Source organism: Citrobacter sp. RHBSTW-00859 (assembly GCF_013729795.1).
Lineage (GTDB): Bacteria > Pseudomonadota > Gammaproteobacteria > Enterobacterales > Enterobacteriaceae > Citrobacter > Citrobacter braakii.
In genome coordinates this window covers 1,224,107-1,242,169 of record NZ_CP056284.1, presented here as the reverse complement: position 1 = coordinate 1,242,169, position 18,063 = coordinate 1,224,107, and the positions used below count along the sequence as shown (strand labels likewise).

At 46.6% G+C, this 18,063-nt stretch carries 15 protein-coding genes; 3 read left to right on the top strand and 12 right to left on the bottom strand.

The window, feature by feature from the left end; translation table 11 throughout:
• Positions 1–21 precede the first annotated feature (21 nt).
• Together HV302_RS06160 and HV302_RS06155 are read left to right on the top strand one after the other, a co-directional pair.
• Complete coding sequence (locus HV302_RS06160; RefSeq protein WP_000101724.1) at positions 22–1,263, top strand: integrase; 1,242 nt, start codon at positions 22–24, stop codon at positions 1,261–1,263.
• A 558-nt stretch (positions 1,264–1,821) separates the two neighbouring features.
• A complete protein-coding gene (locus HV302_RS06155; RefSeq protein WP_225373264.1) occupies positions 1,822–2,607 on the top strand; it encodes a hypothetical protein in 786 nt (261 codons plus the stop codon).
• A 153-nt stretch (positions 2,608–2,760) separates the two neighbouring features.
• On the opposite strand, the gene HV302_RS06150 is transcribed toward HV302_RS06155, so the two are convergent.
• The 11 genes from HV302_RS06150 to dpaL form a co-directional block, all read right to left on the bottom strand.
• Positions 2,761–4,320: a hypothetical protein gene (locus tag HV302_RS06150; RefSeq protein ID WP_326928756.1), complete on the bottom strand. Its 1,560-nt coding sequence runs from the start codon at positions 4,318–4,320 to the stop codon at positions 2,761–2,763.
• Positions 4,301–5,332 (bottom strand): IS630-like element ISEc33 family transposase, encoded by a 1,032-nt coding sequence (locus tag HV302_RS06145; RefSeq protein ID WP_032425611.1) that lies wholly within the window; start codon positions 5,330–5,332, stop codon positions 4,301–4,303. Before HV302_RS06145 ends, HV302_RS06150 begins: the two co-directional genes overlap by 20 nt.
• Positions 5,333–5,415: 83 nt before the next feature.
• A complete protein-coding gene (locus HV302_RS06140; protein ID WP_326928755.1) occupies positions 5,416–5,613 on the bottom strand; it encodes a hypothetical protein in 198 nt (65 codons plus the stop codon).
• Positions 5,614–5,785: 172 nt separating this feature from the next.
• Positions 5,786–7,150 carry a multidrug DMT transporter permease gene (locus HV302_RS06135; RefSeq protein ID WP_326928754.1) on the bottom strand — a complete coding sequence of 455 codons (1,365 nt, stop codon included), beginning with the start codon at positions 7,148–7,150 and terminating at the stop codon, positions 5,786–5,788.
• A 111-nt stretch (positions 7,151–7,261) separates the two neighbouring features.
• A protein-coding gene (locus HV302_RS06130; RefSeq protein WP_094461488.1) for an IS3-like element IS911 family transposase occupies positions 7,262–8,430 on the bottom strand; the annotation gives its coding sequence in 2 pieces (ribosomal slippage) (positions 7,262–8,181 and positions 8,181–8,430; 1,170 coding nt in all).
• Positions 8,399–8,782, bottom strand: coding sequence for a hypothetical protein (locus HV302_RS06125; protein ID WP_326928753.1), 384 nt, complete (start codon positions 8,780–8,782; stop codon positions 8,399–8,401). Before HV302_RS06125 ends, HV302_RS06130 begins: the two co-directional genes overlap by 32 nt.
• Before the next feature lie 4 nt (positions 8,783–8,786).
• Positions 8,787–9,401, bottom strand: coding sequence for an acid-sensing system DNA-binding response regulator EvgA (gene evgA / locus HV302_RS06120; RefSeq protein ID WP_016157256.1), 615 nt, complete (start codon positions 9,399–9,401; stop codon positions 8,787–8,789).
• A 469-nt stretch (positions 9,402–9,870) separates the two neighbouring features.
• A complete protein-coding gene (locus tag HV302_RS06115) occupies positions 9,871–11,157 on the bottom strand; it encodes an MFS transporter (RefSeq protein ID WP_016157257.1) in 1,287 nt (428 codons plus the stop codon).
• 78 nt (positions 11,158–11,235) lie between these two features.
• The gene (locus HV302_RS06110) at positions 11,236–12,828 is read right to left on the bottom strand and encodes an N-acyl-D-amino-acid deacylase family protein (protein WP_016157258.1); all 1,593 of its coding nucleotides are present in this window, start codon (positions 12,826–12,828) and stop codon (positions 11,236–11,238) included.
• A gap of 67 nt (positions 12,829–12,895) precedes the next feature.
• Complete coding sequence (locus HV302_RS06105; protein ID WP_181627053.1) at positions 12,896–14,080, bottom strand: YgeY family selenium metabolism-linked hydrolase; 1,185 nt, start codon at positions 14,078–14,080, stop codon at positions 12,896–12,898.
• 36 nt (positions 14,081–14,116) lie between these two features.
• The gene (gene dpaL, locus HV302_RS06100) at positions 14,117–15,331 is read right to left on the bottom strand and encodes a diaminopropionate ammonia-lyase (RefSeq protein WP_425476443.1); all 1,215 of its coding nucleotides are present in this window, start codon (positions 15,329–15,331) and stop codon (positions 14,117–14,119) included.
• Positions 15,332–15,707: 376 nt separating this feature from the next.
• Here dpaL and HV302_RS06095 point away from each other — a divergent pair, with 376 nt between their 5' ends.
• Positions 15,708–17,456, top strand: a complete 1,749-nt coding sequence (locus HV302_RS06095; RefSeq protein WP_181627052.1) for a sigma-54 interaction domain-containing protein — start codon at positions 15,708–15,710, stop codon at positions 17,454–17,456.
• Between the two features lie 79 nt (positions 17,457–17,535).
• Here the strand turns inward: HV302_RS06095 and HV302_RS06090 are convergent, their stop codons facing one another.
• On the bottom strand, positions 17,536–18,036 hold the full coding sequence (locus HV302_RS06090; RefSeq protein ID WP_181627051.1) for an anti-virulence regulator CigR family protein: 501 nt from the start codon (positions 18,034–18,036) through the stop codon (positions 17,536–17,538).
• Positions 18,037–18,063: the final 27 nt, after the last annotated feature.

The following is an 18,063-nucleotide window of genomic DNA, read 5'->3' as shown; positions in this document are numbered from 1 at the left end:
CTAAACGCATGGAGACTCCCCATGGCAAGAAAAACCAAGCCGTTAACCGATACGGAAATCAAAGCCGCCAAACCTAAAGATGCCGATTACCAGCTGTATGATGGTGACGGGCTTACTCTGTTAATCAAGTCCAGTGGTAGTAAGCTCTGGCAGTTCCGTTACTATCGACCTCTGACAAAGCAGCGAACCAAGCAGAGCTTCGGTGCCTACCCTGCCGTCTCACTTTCTGATGCGCGTAAACTCAGAGCCGAATCTCGAGTTTTATTGGCAAAAGATATTGATCCTCAGGAACATCAGAAAGAACAGGTGAGGAATTCTCAAGAGGCCAAAACCAACACCTTCTTGTTAGTTGCCGAGCGTTGGTGGAATGTGAAGAAAGCCAGCGTGACAGAGGACTATGCCGACGATATCTGGCGCTCGCTTGAGAGAGATGTTTTTCCAGCAATCGGTGATATCAGTGTCACTGAGATTAAGGCTCATACTCTGGTTAAAGCAGTTCAGCCGGTTCAGGCTAGAGGTGCATTAGAAACTGTTCGCCGTCTTTGTCAGCGTATTAACGAAGTCATGATTTATGCGCAGAACACGGGCCTGATTGATGCGGTTCCCAGCGTAAATATCGGAAAAGCGTTCGAGAAGCCTCAGAAAAAGAACATGCCGAGCATCCGGCCTGATCAACTGCCTCAACTGATGCAGACGATGCGAACAGCAAACATCAGCCAATCAACACGATGCCTGTTCATGTGGCAGCTTCTTACTATTACCCGTCCTGCCGAAGCCGCTGAAGCTCGATGGGATGAGATCGATTTTGAAGCTAAAGAATGGAAAATTCCTGCAGCTCGAATGAAGATGAACCGGGACCATACGGTTCCATTGTCTGATGGAGCTCTCGCTATTCTGGCAATGATGAAGTCACTCAGTGGTGGCCGAGAATTTATCTTTCCTAGTCGAATCAAACCAACCCAGCCGATGAATAGCCAAACAGTGAATGCAGCACTCAAACGTGCTGGATTGGGAGGCGTTCTCGTTTCTCATGGCTTGCGTTCTATCGCCAGTACCGCCCTTAATGAACAAGGCTTCCCACCTGATGTTATTGAAGCGGCGCTGGCTCATGTGGACAAAAATGAAGTACGTCGCGCTTACAATCGCAGCGATTATCTTGAGCAGAGACGCCCGATGATGCAGTGGTGGGCAAACCTTATAAAAGCGGCAGATAGTATTCCTACCGTTTGTAACGAAGTAGCAGGTCTTAGATTGGTTGGGTAGTGGATTTAAAATCTCAAGTGATTATCCTTAGAAAAGATAATCACTTGAGATAATTGAAATTTTTATTGGATTAAGGCAAAACCATGCTACATTAATTAAGATAGTTTAAAATAGCATTTATATAGATATATGTTACACTTTCTAAAAAAAATCGCGAAAAAGGAAATATGATAACAATCATATTTTAGAAGTTGACATAATACATACCAAATTTATTGTGCTATGAACACTACATTAACCTTTTATTTTTCATAACAAGCAAGCAAAAATGATGAATACAATAGAAATTCACCGCAAACAACCAAACATAACTCTAGCCCAGCACATACAAAATAAAAGACTACAACTTGGAAAAGAAATCTCCAAAAAATACAAGATTTATCTCGACTTAAGGTTCTGGTTTTTTTTAGAGATATTGAGCTTGGGAATAATAACGATCGAGACTTAATTAATCTCCTACAAAAAATAAAGTACTTGGTTGATAATGGAAAGGTAGTTTGCCCTATATCTGCTACTGTTTTTTTAGAACTAATGAAACAGAACGATATCGAAACAAGGATGGCCACAGCCAAAATTATTGATCATCTGAGTTTTGGAGTTACACTTATAGCTAGTCATGAGAGAGTCAAACAAGAATTATGTAATGCTACGTATTCGATTTTGGGAGCTAAGGACAGCATTCCAATTGATCAATTAGTATGGACCAAACTAAGTTATATTTTCGGCGATTACCATCCATACGATACATCTTTCGATGCAGCTGAAGAACTGATCATTCAGAAATCTTTTTTTGATCATATGTGGGATATTTCACTCGTTGAAATGATGAACCATATCAACTATGAAAGCTGGGAACAATTTGATTGGCAGAAAACAACAGAAATGCTTAACTTGGCTAATAAAGAGCATACCAATGAGCTTAGAAGCTATCAACACGCATATCGTATTGAGTTCGACGGAGTGTTAAGCCTTTTCAACGAGCAATTAATCCAGATATTCAAAGAGGCTTACAAGGCCGGATATAACAATGATGAAATTAATAATAAGAAAAAATCAAAAAATGAAAAACTTAAACAATTTGCACAATTAGTCCGTACTTTACATATTGGTGCCTCTTGTCATGCTGCAGTAAGATGGGATCAGAAACGCCAGCTCAATGGTAATGATCTTTTAGATTTTCATCATGCCGAAGCAGCTTTAGGATATTGTGATTTATTTTTGACTGAAAAACCTTTGAAAGTTCTAGTGAGTCAAGAACATTTGGGATTAAGAGAATTATTCTCATGCTCTGTTGAGTCATCAGCTAGTGAAGGGCTCAAGATACTTAACATGTGTAAAATATAAAAATTAAGAATATTTCATATTACTAAATCTATAAACTTTAGAGGTCATTTTCATAATTGAAGCTGACCTCTCACCCGCTCGATAAGTCTCACACAACTATGACTAAGATTGGCAAGTATTATACCCCCCAATTATCATCTATTACAAAAATAGCTAATCATCTATTTTAAAATCAAAAATCCTTAAAATATCATTAAATGATGCTTCACATTGCCCCACAAGGCTAGTGAAGTGTGCACGTAGATTTTCATGATCGGTACGCGCTTCTAATATCGCTTTCTTCTTTTTTTCTGTAGAAGCATGTCCGCGTACTTCGGTTCGTAGAGCATGCAGTTTTTGCATAGGCTGAACTAACATTTTCGCTTCATCTACTGTTGCACTTTTAGCAATAAGAGCTTCTTGTAGTATGCGCAAGGATCCCCATTTGGGTTCAATGATTCGGCCCTCATATTTAGCAATTTCACTCAGTGGCTTTGGTAAAAAGCCCTCAACTAAATACTGATCAAGCGCAAGGATTTCATCACCCCACTCTTTGATTGAATCTGTTGCAGGATACTGAACAGCGCCACTCAATACTGTACCCCGTGGCTTCCACCAGGTGGGAGGATTCTTGTCCATTAGCGAAATTTTGTGTTTGAGTGCCAACAATGGTTCATTGGACAGATACCATTCCCCAACAATATCCGTCTGAAATGCACGCTTAGAAATTGTTCCTTTTGGCCATTCATTGAAGGCTTGCCAATAGAGCTGTTCTTCATAAGGTAAATGAGCCAAATCACCAATGTATACATGAACTTGCCCGGCCTCATTAATATCATAGGATTTTAAATACCAAGCATTTCGACAAGCAATACTTCTTTCATCTAAAGTATATTTTTCTGGATCCGCCTTGAAACGATGTAACACTTCTGCTCTAAAAAAGGCAGGTGAAACTTCCCACGGTAATTTATTTTCTTGAAAATAGTTAGATAGTGAGTCTGGTCCGCAAGATGTTTCAACATTGCAGCTATTTTTACGATCGTATATTTTAAAGGTTGCGTATTTCCTTTTAGATGGATTATCTTCATCCTTCCATGCTTTTACCAGACCGCGCACAGTTACTTGAGGGCGAATGATCATTACACCATTACAGTAACTGGCTTCCCCGTTAATACCACCATGATAAAAAAGACTCCCTTCATCTTTAGTATATCTGTTGATATTCCCCCAGCCAGCAAAATTACCCCATCTGACACGTGTAAAATCAAACTTTAAAACAAGACATGTTTTGGATAAAGCCATGAATGTATCTAAATCCTTTCTCTTAATAGTAACTATATCCAGATAGTTAAAAGGAGGTGAAATATTTTTGTTAATTATCCTGATTACATCTTCAATATCACCCCGTTCATCGAGACGACAATATGCATTTCTTTCTGACAAGTAATATAACCCAAGGCTGTGCACAAGTTTCTGACTTAATTCGATAGGTGCACGGCCTTCTTCAACGCCATGAAACCTACGACGATAAATTAATGCCTCTCCCCCTTTGAACACCCCATCTAAAGGTGGCTCAAGATAAATACGATGTCCTTGACCTCCACCCCATGACTTTTGAATCTTCCAACAATACTCAACATCCATACGCATATTCTGCAATGCCCATCTATCTGCTGTAGTAACATTTTTCTCTAAATAGCTGCGCCTAATACCGCTACACTTTTGCCTGACCATGTTTTCCTCCGGGGAATGGGCTGGCGGTTTCCATAAAATGGCGGACCTTTTTCAGTAACTGCCACATTGAGCGGCACTGATGATTACGGGTTATCGTGTCATGAAGTGCCTGCCATAGCCGTTCCACATGATTCACCCACGGCGAGTAAACCGGCTGGTAAATTACCCTGAACTTGGGATTTGCTTTCAACCAGCGCTGTGTTTCGCGGCTTTTATGGATAATGTAGTTATCAACGATCAGCGTGATTGTTTTCGCCCGCCGGTAAGTGGCTTTCAGGTGCTTCAGCAGAGCGATAAACAGCGCTGAACTTTTGCTGTTGCCGCCCACGTAGCTGACTTTACCCGTGCCACTGTGCAGTGCGCCGGCCAGATAGTATTTTTCGTTCTGCCCCGGCGTCACTACCCGTTTCTGCTGTCCGCGCAACTGCCAGTCCGCACCGATTTTAGGATTAAGGTGGATATCCACTTCATCTTCATAAAATACCGGATGCTCTGCGCTGCATTCATCCAGCGCTTTGTGGATTACCGCCATCTTTTCATCTTTATGTGGGTCACGGATACGCAGAGTTGGCGCGGCCCTGCGCCATACAAGCCCCGCAGATGGCAACCAGCGGCGAACGGTTCCTGCATGTAACTGGCAACCGGTTATCTCATTGATTTTTAATGCCAGTAATTCGGTGCTCCAGCGTGAACGTTGATAACCAAAATCGCCGGGAGAATGCTTTATCAGCTCACGTAACAGGGTGCAGATATGTTCAAAAGGCCAGCGTCGGGAGCGCCCTGCGGGTAAGGATTTCAGGCCTTCAATACCTGAGTGCGTAAACCAGTTAATCCAGCGACCAACGGATGAACGAGCACAACAGAGAGTTCTGGCAACATCGCTGACCCGTTCACCCCGATGAAGCATCAGCATGGCCGTGAGTCTGCGGGCATGATTTTTATCGCGCGTTTTATGAATAGCTTTCTGCATCAGGCGTCGTTCGCCACGGGGTATTGGTGCTATGATCGGCATCGCTCAGTCCGGTTGGTGGTTTTGGTTGGTTTGGCGATTGATCAGATCGCACAATCCGGGCTGAGTTCCCTTTCAGTGATCTACTATTCCGCGCATCTATTTAGAGCTAGCGCGCCATGAATTAGGACACTATTTCCAATCGCGTAGATAACCACTTCATCATTTTGAGCATTTTCTTTCAGAAATTTAATTGACCTTTCAGCCTCTATTAACCAAGCGGCATCATCATTCTGTGGCTTTTCCGAAATAGCATGAAGCTCTGTGAATTTAAATTGGCTCATGAGTAATATTCATATCCTTTTACTTTATCTATAACTGACATCACTTATAAGTTATAAGTTATAAGTTATAAGTTATAAGTTCCCCTTATGAATTAAGAAATAACATCAAACAAATACCACCCCTCTCGTAATTTTTTCACTGAATCTGCCATAACTTCCATTACGATGGAATCTACGTACTTGCCAAGAGTAAAATGAGCGCAATGACCCGGTATTTGTTATGTTTCTCTCGCGATATGAGGGCTGTCCCACAATTACCTTGAATTTGCCCTAGCCTAGCTGGCCCCCATCCAGCATTCCAATAATAAAGCTCTGCGACGACTAGGTCCTTTAACTTAACCTGTAGACGCCCATCATGCGGGATGACTTCAAGAGAATTTTCTATGCCTGGCATCGTCGGTAAAAATAACCGGGATGGATACAAATCATGTTGTAGGTATCCTATCCGACCAAAATCGAGCGTTCCCGCCAATGGCCAAGCCATACAAGTTTTATTCACCAGTTGTTCAAAAGTTGGTGGAGTTATTAAGGTTGTTGTACTGAGTGGATCCGGAGCTTGGCTGGAAAGCATTTGTTCACGTGTCCAGAACGATTCAATATGGGATGTCAACGAGTCCGCTTCTTCCTTATCACTGCTTACAGTTTGTGACCACCGAACAATCGACAACTCTACGCACTGTTCCATTGACATTGAAATGGGCGAGCTAAATGCAATTAGCTCGTCTCCTGGGTTTGCCGCCTCTACTTGAGCAAAGAAAGTTCGCAATGAAGCCTCGATCGCCTTACTATCACTTTTGAATTCAGTCGATACTGAGAGCCATTCGGGACGATAAGGTCGAAGAAAAGCCAAAGTTGGATGGATAGGCAACGCCAAGAGAGAATGTTGCTCGGTCAACTCCATTGGTATCCTCCAGATGTGTCTAGCCACAGCTAACGTGCGAAGATAAGCGGAAATTACGCGAAGGGCTGTTCGAGAGGAAAAATGAGGGGCAAAGCCCTCTCCCAAGGGCCGAATGAAATATCCTGCATCCCCTTGGTACGGTGCATTTGGATATGCCGTCCGGTTTTTTGTCCATTCGAAGGCCATTTGTCGAATAAATGGACAGCGGGTAAAAGTTTCCAACTTGCTAATGGTTATATGGAAGATTCTTGGCAAATCCGTACCTTGAACACTATCAAAGTCATCGGGAATGATGAAGTCTTCTGGAGCTAGTTCCAAATCAGTATTCATGAGCAGAATCGATAACCCAAAATCTTTCATCAACAATGATGAAAGTGGTGAGGGTAGAAGAATATTCTCTGCCAACAAAGTCGTAGGAAAGTAGTTAAACTCTTTAATTGCCATCCAGAAAATACATAATACTTCGACAACCTCGGCTTCAAGTTTGCGCGAGCGCAGCAATTGAAGCAGCAATGATTCGGTTTCAGCTTTCGTCTCAGGCTCTCCCAGTCGAGCGGCAAGCTCCTGGATAGTCCACCACCGAGCAGACGTAGCAGGCCATCCAAGACGGGCAATAAGAATGCGAAGATCGTTCATTTCACTTCCTGGGCGATTGGCTCGAGCAGTTTTGACATCCAGCAAGGTGGTTCTAAGGGCAAGGTCCGAGTATCCTCAATCACACAATTAACCATCGTCTCTGTGAAGTGGTCAACAAAAACTGGCCACCGAGTTAGAGTTTTTCCAGTATCGATTTTCCGATTCGTTTGGGGGTAACCCACCGTTATATTCGTGCGGTCTTAGTGCGCTGTAATATCCAACGATATAATCCGTTATGGCGTGAGCTGCCTCGCTGAAGCTTACGTAACCCACCACCGGTATCCATTCGTTCTTCAGACTTCTGAAGAAGCGTTCCATTGGGCTGTTATCCCAGCAATTTCCGCGCCGGCTCATACTCTGCCTGATCTGGTATCGCCACAATAACTGCCGGAACTGCCTGCTCGTATAATGACTGCCCTGATCGCTGTGGAACATCACCCCGCCGGGCTTACCACGGGTTTCCCATGCCATTTCCAGCGCTTTCATGGTGAGCCTGCTGTCCGGCGAGAACGACATGGCCCAGCCCACTGGTTTTCTTGCGAACAGGTCGAGAACAACGGCGAGGTACGCCCAGCGCTTACCCGTCCAGATATAGGTCACATCACCGCACCACACCTGATTTGGCTCGGTCACGGCGAACTGCCGTTCAAGGTAGTTAGGGATAGCAACATGTTCATGACCACCACGTTTATACCGGTGAGTCGGCTGCTGACAGCTGACCAGCCCCAGCTCTTTCATGAGCCTGCCAGCAAGCCAGCGTCCCATCTGGTAGCCTCTCCGGGTTGCCATTGTGGCGATGCTTCTTGCTCCGGCCGAACCGTGGCTGATGCCATGTAGCTCAAGTACCTGACTGCGTAATACAGCCCGTCTGCCGTCTGGTTTTTCAGGACGGTTTTTCCAGTATCTGTAGCTGCTGCGATGAACCCCGAACACATGGCAGAGTGTGACCACAGGATAATGCGCTCTGAGTTTCCCGATTATCGAGAACTGTTCAGGGAGTCTGACATCAAGAGCGCGGTAGCCTTTTTTAATATTTCATTCTCCATTTCAATGCGTTGTAGCTTTTTCCTCAGCTCACGTATTTCGATTTGTTCTGGTGTTATCGGAGAGGCTTTTGGTGTTTTGCCCTGACGCTCATCACGCAGTTGTTTGACCCATCTTGTCATTGTGGAAAGGCCAACATCCATAGCTTTGGCGGCATCTGCCACCGTGTAGTTCTGGTCAACAACCAGTTGAGCGGATTCGCGTTTAAACTCTGCGCTGAAATTTCTTTTTTTCATTGGAGCACCTGTGTTGTTCTGAGGTGAGCATATCACCTCTGTTCAGGTGGCCAAATTCAGTGTGCCACTTCATATTGAGATTCTTTTGCATTAGCGCAAGATAATCCGCGTTGACGCCCCGATAATATTCACCGCTATTTTGATAAACAATGGGGGAGACTTCCGGTAACCAGGTGCCAACAACCAAGGTTTTTTTATGCGCTAACCAGTTTGCTTCTTCCCTGTTCAAGCCGATATGTTGTACTGAGGTATTATAGTTACTTTTTAGCTCAACTTGCCGGGCTGAGCTTACACCCGTAGAAAACCCGATGGTAAATATGACCATCAAAAAAATAAACAAGCGATCCAGCATTACTCTATCCTATTTTATTTCTTTGCGCATAATCATAAATTTCCATTAATGACGAGCAATCTAATTTCTCCATCAAACGGCTTTTATAGGTGCTTACCGTTTTATTACTGATGTTCATTTTGCTGGCAATAGTGCTGTAATCCATACCGTTAAGAATATAACGCAACACTCTCATTTCCTGGGTCGACAACGTATCAAGCTTATCCTGTTCGCTGACAGATGAGCCAGTAAAATGCTCAAGGGAAAAGGGAAAATAGCTATACCCATTTTTTGCAGCTTCGATTGCGGCAAGAATATTATTCATACCCTCTTTTTTACTCACAAATCCGTTGGCACCGTATTCGGCGCTACGTTTGCCGTAAAAAAATTCATTTTTGGCTGAAATGATAATGATTACACCAGCATAGTGCCGCTTTCGCAGTTGCTCCAGCACTTCGATGCCGCTGATGCCCGGAATATCCACATCAATAATTAGTAGCTCCGGCTTAGTTTTTTCAACGGTTTGGACCACATGCTCTCCGCTGTCGAGCTCGGTGGTTACGGTAATACCATTAGTATCGAGTAAGTTGCGGATGGCTATGCGAGCTAATGGGTGATCATCAACGATTATCGCGTTCATTGCGTATAAGAATCCCGATAAATAAAGAGAGGCGATGGCTATCGAGCAGGTGAGCCTTAAGCATTATAATTTATAAAAATAAGGCGTTATCAGGTAAATCCTAACACATTCACACGTATATTTATTGGTTTTTTATAAAAACGAAGAATAAGGCATAAATGCAACACTGTATTTTACAAATTTTAAACCTTGAGCCTATCTAAATATCAAACCATTAACACAACCAAAAGGAATATTCCTACATGCGTAGGATAAATCCCTCATTTATTATGATTCATTCTTAATGGCCGGGGTCATAGAACCTAGGGGAGTTTTCATCACAACGGCAAAGGTGTATATGCAGAATAGCTTTCTAAGAATCATTTTTATACCAGGTCAAATCTGGAGAAAAAGATAATAAACCTGCTGATTTGATAGTAAAACGCCCTGTGGCTCAGGAATCAGCAGAGCCACAGGAGTCAGTCATGAATCAGGCTTTACTGGGCAACGCCCCAATAGCATGGGAGCTTTTCACGGTCAGCGTAACGACGGCAGAACATAACAGCGCGGCAATCATAAAGATAAAGGCGCTGTTATAACTTCCACCACTGCTTTGAATCAGCCAGCCGATGATAGGTGCAGAAACGACTCCCGCCATCTGACCGCCAAAGTTAACGATCCCGGATGCCCGCCCCATGATGTTGCTGGGAATGGTGTCCATCAGAATGCCCCAAAATGTCGCCATGGCGAAGAACATGAACAGGGCTGAAATACACTGATAAACCACCGCCATATCTGCACTGCTCACGCTGAAGGTCAGGTACAGGAAACCCGCGGCGATAACGGAGGTCACGACATACAACGTTTTACGCTGGGGTTTAAATTTATCTGAGCAATAGCCGCCTAACAACGTTCCGCCTGCGCCAAACAGGAAGGGAATGGCCGCCATGACGCCGGTTTTTGCCAGAGAAAACTCACGAACGGTGATCAGGTAGCTTGGCAGCCAGGTTGAAAAGCCCCAGAAGGTGATATCAAACAAAAACCAGATACTTGCCATTTGCCAGAGCACCGGCATTTTGAGGACGTCTTTAAACGCGATGCCGCTGGTGTTTTGCAGGCTTCCCTGCTCGTCAGCAGCCAGTTCCGCCAGATCCTGCTGCGTAATTGCGGGGTGATCTTTCGGATTGTCACGGGTAAAAAAGTAGATCCCCGCCGCGATAAACAGACCCGGAATACCTAGCACGATAAAGACCATGTGCCAGCCAAAGGCCCCGATTATGCTTGCAGCTACCACTACCGCCAGCGCCGGGCCTAAGGTGTTTACCGTTGACTGAATCGCCGTGGCGCGGCCACGTTCTTTCGACGGGAAATAGGTTGATATCATCTTCCAGGAAGCCGACGGGAAACAACCTTCACCAACACCAAAGAAGAAGCGAACGGCCAGCATTAGCGGCAGCGTCAACACGGCACCGGTTAAGCTGGTGAAAACAGACCACCAGGCAATACCGATGGCCATGATTTTGCGCGAACCAAACTTATCCGCCAGTAAACCGCCGGGAATTTGAAACGCGGCATAACCAATAAAAAAGGCGCTAATAATTAACCCTTGTTGGGTCGTATCCAGATTTAAATCTTTGCCGATATAAGGGAGCGAAACGCTCATCACCATTCTGTCGAGAAAAGAGAGCAGCCACGCCAGCCAGATCAATGTCAGGACGGTATACCTTGCTTTCCAGGTCTTTGGTTTACCTGAAGGTAAAGACGTTTGTAGGTTCATTGTGATGTCCTTAGGGTGTAGTGATCTACCGCGGCCATAAATGGTCGCGATAAATCAATGCGTGTTTAGCGTTATTTATTAATATTGTTTTCTAATAACCGTACCGCTACAGGCATAACTTTCAGTGCCATTGATTAAGGCAATGCGCCCATTAACCATGACAATTTCAATCCCTTCCGGATATTGATTGGGTTCAACAAAAGTGCCCTTATCGGCAATGGTGTTCGGATCGAACATCACAATATCCGCCGCATAACCCACTTTCAGCAGCCCACGATCCTGCAGGCCTAATACCTCAGCGGGTTTGCCAGTCATCTTACGGATTGCCGCTTCCCAGCTCAGACATCCCTCTTCACGCACATATTTACCGAGCACACGAGGGAATGCGCCAAACACGCGCGGGTGCGGTTTGCCAGCCCCCATTAAACCGTCGGTACAGACGTTTTGCTCAGGACGGCAAAGGAACTTAATCACATGCTCTTCAGTACCGTAAAAGTCGACCATCCCAACGGCGTTTTCTTCTTCAAACAGCAGATCGAAGGTGGCGTTGTACGGATCTTTTCCGCGTAGCTCGCCCAACTGAACGAGGTTCAGACCGACGGCATCCTGGTTTTTTGTCGTTTTCACGCTGGTGACAAAAATCTGGTCCAGCCCGGCAAAATCGATAAAGTTATCCCAGCCAGGAATGCCCTGCTGAATATCGTCGATCATTTTGGCGCGCAGTTCAGGCGAGGCCAGCCGCTCAAGTAATTTGTCAGTGCCACCGGAGTGGACCCACGGCGGCAGGATCACGCCGAGCATCGTGCTGCCTGCCACATACGGATACTGGTCGAAAGAGATACGAATCCCCTCTTCCTGCGCCTGTTCCAACATGCCCAGCATCTGGTCAATCAGCCCCCAGTTTTTCTTACCGCAAACTTTCATATGTGAAATATGCAGCCAGACACCGGTGGCGGTGGCGATATCAATCAGTTCCTGCGTTGAGTTGATAATATCGTCCGCTTCACTGCGCTGATGCACCACAAAGATCCCGTCATATTTCGCCGTCACTTTGCACAGTTCAATCATTTCGGCGGTATCGCCAAAGGCGCAAGGCATGTAGATGAGCCCAGTGGAAAGACCAAACGCCCCCGCTTGTAACTCCCGCTCAAGGATTTCGCACATCTTCGCCACATCCTCACGAGTAGAGGGGCGCCCATCCAGGCCCATGGCTTCCATGCGTACGTTGCCATGCGGAACTAAATACGCGAGGTTTGTCGCCGGATGACGCGATGCCAGCAGATTGAGGTAGCCGTCTGTGTTTTTATATTTCCAGTCTATTTTGTCGGTATCGCCATCCAGTCCGGCGATATTTTTACGCCAGGCCGGAATATATTCTTCAGGTAACGGCGCAAGGGCGACACCATCCTGCCCTAACAGCTCGGTGGTAATACCCTGACGAATTTTTGCCGACAGCGCGGGGTTAATAATGGCCGACAGGTCAGAGTGCGTATGGGTATCAATAAAACCAGGACAAATAATTTTTCCCGTTGCGTCAATAACCTGCTCATTAACGCCAACGTCAATTTGTCCGATTGCGACAATGCGTCCTTCGTCAACCATCACATCGGCAATTCTGCCTTCACTGCCCGTCCCATCGATTACATTTCCGTTTTTGAAAATGGTTTTCATCGTTATTCTCCATAGCGGTGTCGCTTCACGACACCACTTGTAAGGTAAGAGGTTGTTATCTTTCTTTTTATTGGCGATAGAGTGTCTGAATGATGCTGTAATAGCCGCTGGCCGAGCCGGTTAACTGATCAATCTCGATATATTCATCGATGGTGTGGGCCAGGTTTTCGCGTGAAGGTCCGAAGCCGATAGTTTTAATTCCCGCTTCGCCCGCATAGTGGCTGCCGTTGGTGCAAAATGAGTACTGTGTGATAGTTGGATTAAACCCGGCCTCGCGAACGCCAGCCAGAGCGGCCTGCACGAATTCGTCAGACTCGTCATACACCCAGCCCGGGAAGAAGCGCTCGCCCTCAATTGTGGCACCGGTATAGCAAGACTCCTGACCTACCGCGTAGGAGACACGGGCCTTAAACTGCAGATCCTGTGCGGTAAGTTCCGCAAGCGCATTTTCCAGTGGGGCAATAACACTTTCTTTGGTTTCACCCACCAGCAAACGACGATCGTAGGTTGCGCGACAATAATCCGGCACTACCGAAGCTCCTGGGTATGGCGAAGATTTAATGTCGGTAAGCTCCAGAATGCCAGGCCCCAGTACCGGGTGCGTGGGCGGAGTGATTGTGCGAATTTTGTCGATCAATTGCGCCATTTTGTACACCGCGTTAATGCCTGCCTGCGGGTTGGCGGAGTGCGCGGGTTTACCAAACGTTTCGACCACAATTTCAGCGCGGCCACGCTGACCAATTTTCAGGTTTAACTCGGAAGCTTCACCGATGATCACGTAGTCCGGCTTATAGCGCTCGCTGACCAGCCGGGCAGCAATACCTTCAAAGCACTCCTCATGCACGATGCAGGCAACGTAGATTTTGCCGGCAAAATTACGCTGATTGTCCTGGCCGAAAAAACCCACGGCGGAAATCATCGCCGCCACGGCACCTTTCATATCGGTTGTACCGCGACCATAAATTTTGCCATCGTCGATATCGCCGCCGTACGGGTTGCGGCTCCACTTCTCTTCGTTGACCGGCACGGTATCGATATGTCCATCGAGAACCAGCGTTTTCCCCGGCTGATTGCCGACAATGCCGCCCACAATGTTGCCGTACTTATCAACGTGGATGTCATCGAACTGGTAATGCTGCATCATTTTTTTTATGGCATTAACCACTTCCCCTTCCTGACCGGAATAACTTTTTTGTTGGATCAGCGCCTGACAGTTTTTAATGACTTCATCAATACGTTTTGCAGATAACATGGGTTTCTCCGTTATTTCTCTCAATCAGGAAATGTGTTATTTGATGCCCGGGTACTGACCGCCCCAGACAATATCCAGATATTGTTGCGGGTCGGTGTCGCCTTCGGTACTGACCAACAGCACGCGGGAATGCGCATCCAGCCCCAGTTGTTCACGCGTTTGCGCCAGTTCAGGTGAGGTCATCAGCAGCGCCAGCAGACCGGAAGTGACCGCGCCGGACTCACCAGATACGATCTGCGGATCGCCCGCCAACGGATTACCCAGCATGCGCATGCCCAGCGCTGCAACTTCATCAGGGCAGGAGGCAAATGCGTTGGCATAATCACGTAGCAGTTTCCAGCCGATGCTGTTCGCCTCACCGCAGGCGAGACCAGCCATCACGGTTTGCAAATCGCCGCCCACCGCAATTGCATCCCCCTCTTTAGAACGGGCAGAGCGGTAAAGACAATCGGCAATTAACGCTTCAGCGACGATCACTTTCGGTCGGTGTTCACCCCAGGCTGCCGTCACCATTCCCTGCACCATTCCGGCAAACGAGCCAACACCTGCCTGAACAAAAATATGCGTCGGCGCAACCTGATGCAGTTGGTCTATCGCCTCCAGCATCAGCGTGCCGTAGCCCTGCATAATCCACTGCGGGATTTTTTCATACCCTTCCCAGGCGGTATCCTGCACCACAATCCAGCCATGCTTTTGTGCCTGTTCCGCGGTCATGCGAACCGCATCGTCATAGTTCATATCGACGATTTCAGCGGTAGCGCCTTCATTACGGATGGAGGTCAAACGCTGCTGCGAAGAGCCCTTCGGCATATAAACCACGGCGTTTTGCTTCAGTTGGCGCGCCATCCACGCCACACCGCGACCGTGGTTGCCATCGGTGGTGGTGGCAAACGTGACGGTTTGGAGATCGCGGCGTACCTCTTCGCTGGTCATCACGTCAAACGGCAGTTCACTGATATCCTTGCCGATTAATTCCGCGATATGGCACGCCATCGCATAGGAGCCGCCCAACGCTTTGAAGGCTTTCAGGCCAAAACGCTGAGACTCATCCTTGAGATAGATATTTTTAACACCCAGCTTTTGTGCAAGAGCCGGCAGCGTATATAACGGCGTCGGCGCATAACCCGGAATAGACCGATGAAAATTCAACGCTTTTACCAGCTCCTGGCGACTAAACGGTGCCAGCGGCGCGTTTGGATGTTCGGTAAACGGCGTCTGGTTGATAAAAAATGATAAGTTTTCCTGCATCATAAAACCTCATTGTTCTGGTATTTCACTCCCTGTAATAGACGTATACAGAGATATTTACGCTATCGGTATTGCCAATAGAGCAAAATGCTTACCAGTTTTTTATTAATCGAGTAAAACTTTATAAATATTTTAATAAAGGCTTTATTTTCAACCAATTAAAAAGAGAGCAAGATGGGTACTGAAAAATACCACAGCATTAGTTTATCGCCTCGTTTGATAAACTCTCACAATTGATAAATAGTGTGATCGCGGAAGATAAAATAAAAAAAACATCCAAAAACAGAGCGGTAGATTGATTTTTCGCAAATCATTTTTGCATTGCTTCGCATATTTATCATCTCCCTTGAGAAATGCCACTCACTGCCGGAGAAGTACCATGATTTCAGTACTCAGCAATATCCAGGATGATATCTGCAATTATGCCGACGCTATTTCTGGCATAACCGGAACGGATGTTGAAATCATCGATGAATCCTTAATGCGCATCGCTGGCACCGGTAAATACCGACATATGCTCAATGAAAACGTGGCAAAAAATGGCTACATCTACCACCACGTTTTGCAGGTCCGAGAAACGGTTCTTATCAAAAACCCCGGCGAACATCCGCTGTGTCAGTTATGTGAAAAACACCACTACTGTTCTGAAATGCTGGATTTGAACGCACCAATTTTTCTCAACAATCGTGTGATTGGCGTGATCGGAATTATTTGCTCAACCCAGGCGCAGCGTGACGCGTTATTGAGCCAGATTGATAAATTTGTCACTTTTATTGAGCAAATCGCGGTGATGATCTCCAGTAAGGTCTTTGAATGTCTGGAGCGTTTACGCGCGCAGGAAACCCTCGGCGCATTTCGGCGTCTGATCGATGCCATGGACCGCGGCGTTGTAGCAATTGATGGCAATGGTCTTATCTGGCATGCCAATCATTCAGCCGATCGCATTCTCAACCGCGAAGTTCAGGGATTACCGCTGACCATTGAAACAACCGGGGACAGTTTGTATGGCGATGAAGAAGCATGGCTGACGCTTGAAGGCCAGAAACACCATGTACTGTGCAAACAAATTTCGCTCTCCTCGCTGGATAACGATCGCTTAACGATGGTCATCTTTCGTGATGCGCACGACTACCTGAGTAACCTTACTCCATCCCCTTACGAGTCTGACACGCAGGTGCGGCTGATTGGCCACTCTTCCTCAATGGAGCAGCTCAGAAGCACCATTAGCAAAATTGCCAACAGCTACGCCAGCGTGCTCATCACCGGGGAAAGCGGCTCGGGTAAAGAGGTCGTGGCATTTGCCATTCACCAAAACAGCCCCCGTAAAGCCGCCCCTTTCGTGACAATCAACTGCGCGGCAATCCCTGAGCAACTACTGGAAAGCGAACTGTTTGGCTATGTACGCGGTGCATTTAGCGGTGCAGATCCCAAAGGACGAATGGGGAAATTTGAACTGGCCAACGGCGGCAGCCTGTTTCTGGATGAGATCGGCGATATGCCGCTGCACCTGCAGGCCAAGCTGCTCAGGGTGTTGCAGGAAAAAGCGATCACCCGCGTGGGTTCTAATAACATCATTAATATTGATGTGCGCATTATTGCCGCGACCAACAAAAATATTAGCGCGATGGTGGAGAATAATCAGTTTCGCGAAGACCTTTTCTATCGCCTGAATGTCGTCCCTCTGGTGCTTCCTTCCCTGCGTGAACGCAAGGCTGATATCGCCGTCCTCGCACAATACTTTGCCGATGAGTTTTCTGTCAGTTACCAACGTGCACCGCAAAAACTGCCCGATGACGTTATTAATCGCCTTTATGCCTGGCACTGGCCGGGGAACATTCGCGAATTACGCAACGTCATCGAATACATTTTTGTGATGCGCGGAGAAGCCGCTGGGATCAACGCCAGCCATCTGCCCCCTTATTTACTCTCCCCGGCTGACAGCAGGAAAACCACGATGACCGCACAACCCCGACAGCTGGCGATCCAAGGAAAACAAGCGGAAAGGGACGCCATCGAAAATGCCATCCAGCGATTTGGTTCAAGCGTGGAGGGCAAAAAACAGGCTGCATCAGAACTGGGAGTCAGTATTGCCACGCTCTATCGAAAAATAAAACTGTATGGTTTGTGAGCCCCACTTTTTTAACAATTAAGCCCGCGTAGCGCGGGCTTGTGGTGGGTATAACAGAGCAAATTAAGTACAGGAATACTTAATCAAACACACCATTGATAACCGCGGTGACAATTGCCGTGCTCAGTGCAATCAACACCAGATTGTCGCCAACAACCTGCCATTCATAACCCGGGTAATACGGCAGTTGATTCAGCATCGAGGATGGGACACTTTTCTTAGCGATCCCCGGAGGAAGTGGTTTTCCTCGCGCCAGATTTTTGGCGATGCCCGGAGGCAGTGACTTATATCCCGTCAAACCATATCTGACGGCATACTGCCTGGCCACGTTATAGCTAATATCACTATCAACATGGTCCGGCTTGCCATAATTTTTACGCTGTTCCGATTGCGAGTTGTTTTTTGGGCCTGGGTTTCCTTTCTGGCTATGACTGCTATTACCCTTATTCCCACTATTACCATGGTTGCCGCTATTACCATTTCCGTTGCCATTGCCGGGGTTAGCCGAAACGGGGATAGCGCACATCGACATCGCGGCAACGGCAACTAAAGCCGTTGCTAAAGTACGGAGACTGGACATGATGATTCCTTAAGATATGGATACATA